Origin of the sequence: Streptomyces sp. NPDC018031, assembly GCF_044327625.1 — a bacterium.
GTDB lineage: Bacteria > Actinomycetota > Actinomycetes > Streptomycetales > Streptomycetaceae > Streptomyces.
The window spans coordinates 1-9,268 of the sequence record NZ_JBIRFT010000043.1 but is presented as its reverse complement, the minus strand read 5'-3'; the positions used below and the strand labels follow the sequence as shown (position 1 = coordinate 9,268).

Below are 9,268 nucleotides of genomic sequence, written 5' to 3'. Positions count from 1 at the left end.
GCCGGTGGTCAGCTGGGGTGCGGGCGGGTGGAGGAGCTGACGCTCCAGGCACCGCTGGTGCTTCCGGACCAGGGCGGGGTGCAGGTCCAGGTACGCGTCGGCGGTCCGGACGACACCGGCCGCCGGCCCCTGACCATCCACTCCCGACCCGAACCCGCCGACGAGACACCGGCCGATCCGGCGCCGCCCGGTGACCAGGGCGAGCCCTGGACCCGGCACGCGAGCGGGGTGCTGGCCCCGGCCTCCGACGCCGGGGCACCGGCCCCCGCCGCGGACTCGCCGTGGCCGCCGCCGGGTGCCGAACCCGTCCCCGTCGACGGGCTGTACGAGCGCCTCGCCGAGGTGGGCTTCGGCTACGGCCGGACCTTCCAGGGCCTCCAGGCCATGTGGCGACGCGGCGCCGAGGTCTACGCGGAGATCCGGCTGCCGCGGGAACAGCACGCCGAGAGCGCGCGTTTCGGCGTCCACCCGGCGCTCTTCGACGCCGCCCTGCACGCCGCCCTGCTGGACGGGGCGGACCACGTCCGGCTGCCCTTCGCCTGGAGCGACGTCACGCTGCACACCGAAGCCGCCACCGTGCTGCGCGCCCGGCTGTCCACCGACGCGGACACACTGTCCCTGACGGCGACCGACGAGGCCGGCCGGACCGTGGTTTCGGTCGGCACCCTCATGCTGCGCCGGGCCACCCCCGGGCAGCTCGCCGCGGCAGGCAGCCGGTCGCAGGACTCGCTGCACGTCGTGGAGTGGACCGATCCGCCGGCCGCCCCGGCCGCCGCGGTGCCGAGCACGGCGGTCATCGGCGCCGACCACCTGTGCCGGGTGGACGACATGGGCGCCGCCGCCGACCGGCCGTCCCGGTACCCGGACCTCATGGCGCTGACCGAGGCACTCGCCTCCGGCGCCGCAGCCCCCGAGCTGGTGATCGTGAACCTGCCGGAGGAGGCGCCGGAGCCGGAGGGCGCCGAGGACACCGACGCGTCGGTGGTCCGGGCCGTCCACACCGCGGGCCGGCGGGCACTGGCACTGGTCCGGTCATGGCTCGCCGACGACCGGTACGCCACCTCCCGCCTGGTGCTGCTGACCCGTGGCGCGATGGTGACCGGCCCCGGTGACACCGGCCCGGACGTGGTCCACGCCCCGGTGTGGGGGCTGGTGCGTTCGGCACAGTCGGAGAACCCCGGACGCCTGGTGCTGGTGGACACCGACGGGGACGCACGCTCCTCGGCGGCCCTGCTCGGCGCCCTGGCCACCGACGAGCCCCAGATCGCGCTCCGCGCCGGGCGGGTGCGGGTGGCCCGGATCGCCCGGGCCGCCGCCGCGGCCGACCGGATGGACGCGCCCGAGGGGAACCGGGCGGGGAGCGGCACCACCTTCGGCGGCGAGGGAACCGTGCTGGTCACCGGTGGTACCGGGGTGCTCGGCCGGCTGGTGGCCCACCACCTGGTCCGGACACACGGCGTACGGCACCTGCTGCTGCTCAGCCGGCGCGGTGCCGCCGCGGAAGGTCTGCCGGAGCTGGTGGCCGAACTCGCCGGGCTGGGCGCGGAGACGACGGTCGCCGCGTGCGACGCCGCGGACCGGGACGCGCTCGCCGCCGTCCTCGCCGGCCTGCCCGATGACCGGCCGCTGACCGGCGTGGTGCACACCGCGGGCGTGCTGGACGACGGCGTGATCGATGCGCTGACCCCGGAGCGGCTCGCCGGGGTGCTCCGCCCCAAGGTGGACGCCGCCTGGAACCTGCACGAGCTGACCCGGGAGGCGGACCTGACCGCCTTCGTGATGTTCTCCTCCGCCGCGGGCGTCCTCGGCAACGCCGGACAGTCCGGTTACGCGGCGGGCAACGCCTTCCTGGACGCGCTCGCCGAACTGCGCCGCGCGGCCGGACAGCCCGCGGTGTCACTCGCCTGGGGCCTGTGGGCACAGGCCAGCGGGATGACCCGGCACCTCGACGCGACCGATGTGCGTCGGTTGAGCCGCACCGGGCTGCTGCCCATGGAGACGGAACAGGGACTCGCCCTGTTCGACGCCGCGCTGGCCGTGGACCGCGCGGTGGTGGTGCCGGCCAGGCTGGACACCGTGGGCATGCGGCAGCGCGGCGAGGCGCCGCCGATCCTCCGCGCACTGGTTCCGGTACGGCCCCGCGGCGGCCCCGGCGAGGGCGCCGCGGACGCCCTGCGGCAGCGGTTGACCGGGCTGGCCGCCGCCGAACAGGAGCGCATCCTGCTGGAGCTGACCCGCACCCACCTCGCCGCGGTCCTCGGCCACGCCACGCCGGACGCGGTCGCGCCGGACCGGGGCCTGCTGGACCTCGGTCTGGACTCGCTCACCGCACTGGAGTTCCGCAACCGGCTCGGCGACGCGATCGGCGCCCGGCTCTCCCCGACCCTGATCTTCGACCATCCCACCCCGGCCGCGGTGGGCGGCCACCTGCGCCAGGTGATGTTCCCCGCCGCCGCGGAGCCGGCGGCACCGGACGGCGACGAGGCCGGGCAACTCCCCGACGAGGCCGGATTCCGCGCCGCTCTGGCGTCCATCCCGCTGGCCCGGTTCCAGGAGGCGGGCCTGGTCGCCACCCTGCTCCGGCTCGCCGACGCGGGCTCGCCCACCCCGGCCGGCGGCCACGGCGACGAGGACGGGGAAGGCGGCAGCGAACTGGTGGACTCCCTGGAGTCCATGGATCTGGCGAGCCTGGTCCGCGTAGCCCTCGGCGACAACTGACCCCCCCTTGACCCTCAGGTTCGGAGTTGTTGATGAGCACCAGTAGTGAAGACGTCGTCAGGGCGCTGCGGGCCTCCCTCAAGGAGGCGGAGCAGCTTCGGCAGCAGAACCGGAAGCTGACCGCCGCGGCCACCGAGCCGGTCGCGATCATCGGTATGGCCTGCCGCTACCCCGGGAACGTGCGGACCCCCGAGGACCTGTGGCGCGTGGTGGTCCAGGGCAGCGACGTCATCACCCCGTTCCCCGAGGACCGGGACTGGGACGTCGACGGCCTCTACGACCCCGACCCCGAGGCACCGGGCAGGAGCTACGTCCGGGAAGGGGGCTTCGTCCAGGACGCCGCCCTGTTCGACGCGGACTTCTTCGGCATCAACGCGCGCGAGGCGGCCGCGATGCATCCGCAGCAGCGGCTGCTGCTGGAGACCTCCTGGGAGGTCTTCGAACGCGCCGGCATCGACCCCGCCACGGTGCGCGGCAGCAAGACCGGCGTCTTCGCGGGGGTCATGCACCAGGACTACGCCAGTCGCGTCCGCCGGCTCCCGGACGAGCTGGAAGGCTATGTGCTGACCGGCGACTCGGGCAGCGTGGCCTCCGGACGCGTCGCCTACCACCTCGGCCTGGAGGGCCCGGCGGTCACCATTGACACCGCCTGCTCCTCCTCCCTGGTCGCCCTGCACCTCGCCGTGCAGGCCCTGCGGCAGGGGGAGTGCTCCCTCGCACTCGCCGGCGGCGTCACCGTGATGACCGGACCGATGGGCTTCGTGGAGTTCAGCCGGCAGGGCGGCCTGTCCCGGGACGGTCGCTGCAAGTCCTTCGCGGCACAGGCGGACGGCACCGGCTGGGCCGAGGGCGTCGGTGTGCTGCTGGTCGAGAAGCTCTCCGACGCCCGCCGCAACGGCCACCGGGTACTCGCCGTGGTGCGCGGCTCCGCCGTCACCCAGGACGGTGGCGGCAGCGGCTTCTCCGCCCCCAACGGGCCCTCCCAGCAGCGGGCCATCCGGCAGGCGCTGGCCGGTGCCGGACTCACCCCGGCGGACGTGGACGCCGTGGAGGCGCACGGTACCGGGACGAAGCTGGGTGACCCGATCGAGGCGCAGGCGCTGCTGGCGACCTACGGCCAGGGGCGGCCGCAGGGCCAGCCGCTGTGGCTGGGGTCGCTGAAGTCCAACATCGGGCACGCCCAGGCGGCGGCCGGCGTCGGCGGCCTGATCAAGATGGTGATGGCGATGCGGCACGGGGTGCTGCCGCGCACCCTGCACGTGGACGGGCCGACGCCGCACGTGGACTGGTCGGCCGGGGCGGTGGAGCTGCTGACCGAGGCCCGGGACTGGCCGGAGACCGGACGCCCGCGCCGCGCGGGCATCTCCTCCTTCGGCATCAGCGGCACCAACGCCCACGTGATCGTGGAGCAGGCTCCCGCGGCGGAGGTTCCGGCCGAGGGTGCTTCCGGCGTGGTGCCGGGGGTGGTGCCGTGGGTGGTGTCGGGCCGGGGTGAGGGGGCGTTGCGGGCGCAGGCGGCGCGGTTGGCGGAGGCCGTGTCGGCGGCTCCTCAGTGGGGTGTGGCGGAGGTGGGCCGGTCGCTGGCGGTGTCGCGGGCGGCGTTCGACCATCGTGCGGTGGTGGTGGGTGGTGACCGGGAGGAGTTGCTGTCGGGGTTGCGGGCGCTGGCGGCCGGGGAGGCGGCGGGTGCGTCGCAGGTGGTGACGGGGGAGGGGTCGGGGCACCGTCGTGCGGTGTTCGTCTTTCCCGGTCAGGGGTCGCAGTGGGCGGGTATGGCGGTGGAGTTGCTGGATGCGGATCCGGTGTTCCGGGCGGGGATGGAGGAGTGTGCGGAGGCGTTGGCCCCGTTCACGGACTGGTCGTTGCCGGAGGTGCTGCGGGGTGCGGCGGGGGCGCCGGATCTGCGGCGGGTGGATGTGGTGCAGCCGGCGCTGTTCGCGGTGATGGTGTCGCTGGCACGGGTGTGGCGGGCGGCGGGGGTGGAACCGGCCGCGGTGGTGGGCCACTCCCAGGGTGAGATCGCGGCGGCGTGTGTGGCCGGGGCGTTGTCCCTGCCGGACGCGGCGCGGGTGGTGGCGTTGCGGTCCAAGGCGCTGCTGGAGATCGCCGGCGAGGGCGGGATGGCCTCGGTGCCGCTGCCGGTGGCCGAGGTGGAGAAGGAGCTGGCCCGGTGGGAGGGCCGGCTGTCCGTCGCGGCGTTGAACGGCCCGGGCTCCACGGTGGTGGCCGGGGACGCGGAAGCGGTCGAGCAGATCGTGGCGGACCTGGTGGACCGTGGGGTGCGGGCGCGGCGGATCCCGGTGGACTACGCCTCGCACTCGGCGCATGTGGAGGCGATCCGTGAGCGGCTGGCGACGGACTTGGCGGGGATCTCCCCGATGCCGGCGCGGGTGCCGTTCCACTCCACGGTGACCGGCGGCCTGCTGGACACCACCAGTCTGGACGCGGAGTACTGGTACACCAACCTCCGCCAACCGGTGCGCTTCGAACCGGTCGTCCGCGCCCTGCTCGCCGACGGACTGCGCACCTTCATCGAATGCACGCCGCACCCGGTGCTGACGATGGGCGTGGAGGAGACGGCTGAGGACGCGGGCCTGCCCGCGGTGGTGGTGGGTTCGCTGCGGCGGGACGAAGGCGGCCCGCGGCGCATGCTCACCTCCCTCGCCGAGGCCTACACCCGCGGCGTCCCCGTCGACTGGGGAACCTTCCTGGCCGGCGTCCCCGACCGCCCGCTCGACCTGCCCACCTACGCCTTCCAGCACCAGCGCTTCTGGATCCGGGACGCCGAGCCCGAGCACACCGGCGGACCGGCCGGCCCGGCGGACCCCCGGGAGACCGGGTTCTGGGAAGCGGTGACGGACGCGGACGCCACGGCGCTGGCCCGTACCCTCCGGATCGAGGACACGGAACAGCGGGCCTCCCTCGACGCGCTCCTGCCGGCACTCTCGTCATGGCGCCGGCAGAGCCAGGAGGAGTCCGTCGTCGACGGCTGGCGCTACCGCATCGCCTGGAAGCCGGTACACGACGCCCCCGGAACCGCCCTGTCCGGCACCTGGGTGGTGGCCGTACCGCAGGGCCACACCGACGACCCGTGGGTGGTGGCCGCCCGGCGGGCACTCACCGAGCGCGGCGCCGGGGCCGTCACCCTGGAGCTCTCCGCCGCGGACGCCGACCGCGCCCTGATCGCCGGCCGGCTGCGCGCCGTCCTCGGCGAGGGCGCCGGCGACGGCGCGGACCCCGTGGCGCCCACCGGCGTGCTGTCGCTGCTCGGCCTGGACGAGTCCGCTCACCCCGACCACCCGGCGCTGGCCACCGGTGTGGCCCTGACCCTGACCCTGGCGCAGGCCCTGGCCGACGCGGACCTGCGGGCACCGCTGTGGTGCGCCACCCGGGGGGCGGTGGCCACCGGCCCGGCCGAGCCGCTGTCCAGCGTGGTCCAGTCGCAGATATGGGGCATGGGGCGGGTCGTGGCCCTGGAACACCCGCGGCAGTGGGGCGGACTGATCGACCTGCCCGAGACCGTGGACGCACCGGCGTCCGGCCGGTTGTGCCAGGTGCTGGCCGGCCTCGACGGCGAGGACCAGGTGGCGATCCGCCCGACGGGCATGCTGGTACGGCGGATGGTCGACGCCCCGCTCGGCGACACCCGGCCCGCCCGCGCCTGGAGCCCCCGGGGCACCGTCCTGGTCACCGGCGCGACCGGCAGCCTGGGGCCGCGGATCACCCGCTGGCTGGCCGCCTCCGGCGCCGAACACCTGGTGCTGGTCAGCCGCTCGGGACCGAACGCGCCCGGCGCGCCGGAACTGGCGGCCGAACTGACCGGGATGGGCGTCGGCGTGACGCTGGCCGCCTGCGACATCTCCGACCGGGACGCCGTCGCCGGCCTCGTCGGCGACCTGGCGGAGGCCGGCCACACGGTCCGCGCGGTGCTGCACACGGCCGCCTTCATCGAACTGGCCCCGGTCGCCGAAACGACCCTGGAGGGGTTCGCCGCCGTCCTCGGCGCCAAGGTCGACGGGGCGCGGCACCTGGCCGAACTCCTGGACCCGGCGGCGCTGGACACCTTCGTGATGTTCTCGTCCATCGCCGGGGTATGGGGCAGCGGCGACCACCTCGCCTACGCCGCCGCCAACGCCGCACTGGACGCGGTCGCGGAACAGAGCCGTGCGCAGGGGCTCCCCGTCACCTCGGTGGCATGGGGCGTGTGGGAGGACGCGCTCAAGACCTGGGAGCAGCTGGGCGGCCTCGACGTGGCCGAACGGCAGCGCCGGGTCCGTGGCCAGGGGCTGCCCCTGATGCGGCCGGAGCTGGCCATCGCCGCGCTGCAGCAGACCCTGGACCACGACGAGACCTTCGTCGCCGTGGCCGACATCGACTGGAAGCCGTTCGTCTCGCTGTTCACCGCGATGCGGCCCAGCCGCCTGCTCGACGAACTGCCCGGCGCCCGGCCCTTCCTCGACACCGCCACGACCGGGCCGGACGCCACCGCGCCGGAGGGCGGCGGCGTCCGCACCGAGCTGGGACAGCGGCTCGCCGAGCTGCCCGAGGCGGACCAGCGGCGCGCCCTGCTGGACCTGGTGGTGACCCACGCCCGGGCCGTCCTCGGGCGGACCACCGCCGAGGCCGTCGGCCACGACCGGGCGTTCAAGGACATCGGGTTCGAGTCCATGACGGCGGTCGAACTCCGCAACCGGCTCGCCACCGCCACCGGCCTGAAACTGCCCGCGACGCTCGTCTTCGACCATCCGACGCCCCTGGTCCTCGCCGAGCACCTGCGCGGGGAGATGCGGCTGACCGCGGAGCCCGCGCCGACGGCGCCGCCCGCCGCGGCCGGCGCCTCCGCGGCGGCGGACGAACCCATCGCGATCGTCAGCATGGCGTGCCGGTTCCCCGGCGGCGTGGCGAGCCCCGAGGACCTGTGGCGGCTGCTGGCCGCCGGCGGGGACGCCGTCGACGCGTTCCCCGAGGACCGCGGCTGGGACGTGGCGGACCTCTTCGACCCCGACCCCAGCCGCAAGGGCAAGAGCTACGTCCGCGAGGGCGGCTTCCTCGCCGGCGTCGACCGGTTCGACGCCGAGTTCTTCGGGATCAGCCCCCGTGAAGCGGTGGCCATGGACCCGCAGCAGCGGCTGCTGCTGGAGACCTCCTGGGAGGCGTTCGAACGCGCCGGCCTCGACCCCGCCGCCCTGCGTGGCAGCCGCACCGGCACCTTCGTCGGCGCGATGGCGCACGGATACGGAGTGGAGGCGCACGAGGCGCCCGAGGCCATCGAGGACTACGTGGTGACCGGCAGCGTCACCAGCGTCATCTCCGGCCGCGTCGCCTACGCGTTCGGCCTGGAGGGGCCCGCGATCACCGTCGACACCGCCTGCTCCTCCTCCCTGGTCGCCCTGCACCTCGCCTGCCGGTCGCTGCGGAACGGCGAGTGCGCCACCGCCATCGCCGGCGGCGCGGTGGTCATGCCCACCCCGGGCGCGTTCATCGGCTTCAGCCGGCTGCGGTCGCTGGCCGAGAACGGCCGGTGCAAGGCGTTCTCCGACGACGCGGACGGCTTCGGCCTCGCCGAGGGCGTCGGCGTGGTCCTCCTGGAGCGGCTCTCCGACGCGCGCCGCAACGGGCACCGGGTGCTCGCGGTGATCCGCGGCTCGGCGCTCAACCAGGACGGCGCGTCGAACGGCCTGACCGCCCCCAACGGCCCCTCCCAGCAGCGGGTGATCCGGGACGCCCTGGCCGACGCCCGGCTGTCGGCGGCCGATGTGGACGTGGTGGAGGCGCACGGCACGGGGACGAAGCTGGGTGACCCGATCGAGGCGCAGGCGCTGCTGGCCACCTACGGCCAGGACCGCGGTGAGGACGGGGCGCCGCTGTGGCTGGGCTCGCTGAAGTCGAACATCGGGCATACCCAGGCGGCGGCCGGGGTGGCCGGTGTGATCAAGATGGTGATGGCGATGCGGCACGGGGTGCTGCCGCGCACCCTGCACGTCGCGGCGCCCAGCACCCATGTGGACTGGTCGGCGGGGAGCGTGGCGCTGCTCACGGAGGAGCGCCCGTGGACGCCGTCGGAACGGCCCCGCCGGGCCGGTGTCTCCGCCTTCGGCATCAGCGGCACCAACGCCCATCTGATCCTGGAGGAAGCTCCTGTCGAGGAGGTTCCGGCCGAGAGTGTTCCCGGCGTGGTGCCGGGGGTGGTGCCGTGGGTGGTGTCGGGCCGGGGTGAGGGGGCGTTGCGGGCGCAGGCGGCGCGGTTGGCGGAGGCCGTGTCGGCCGCCCCGGAGTGGGGTGTGGCGGAGGTGGGCCGGTCGCTGGCGGTGTCGCGGGCGGCGTTCGACCATCGTGCGGTGGTGGTGGGTGGTGACCGGGAGGAGTTGCTGGCGGGGTTGCGGGCGCTGGCGGCCGGGGAGGCGGCGGGTGCGTCGCAGGTGGTGACGGGGGAGGGGTCGGGGCACCGTCGTGCGGTGTTCGTCTTTCCCGGTCAGGGGTCGCAGTGGGCGGGTATGGCGGTGGAGTTGCTGGATGCGGATCCGGTGTTCCGGGCGGGGTTGGAGGAGTG

Annotated in this window: 2 protein-coding genes; both read left to right on the top strand. The window is 75.2% G+C overall.

The annotated features are described in order from the left end of the window. On the top strand, nt 1–2,718 hold a 2,718-nt coding region (locus ACH4B3_RS34075; RefSeq protein ID WP_398469643.1), incomplete at its 5' end, for a type I polyketide synthase. Between the two features lie 32 nt (nt 2,719–2,750). After that, nucleotides 2,751–9,268, top strand: a 6,518-nt coding sequence (locus ACH4B3_RS34070) for a type I polyketide synthase (protein WP_398469641.1), incomplete at its 3' end; no start/stop codon positions are given.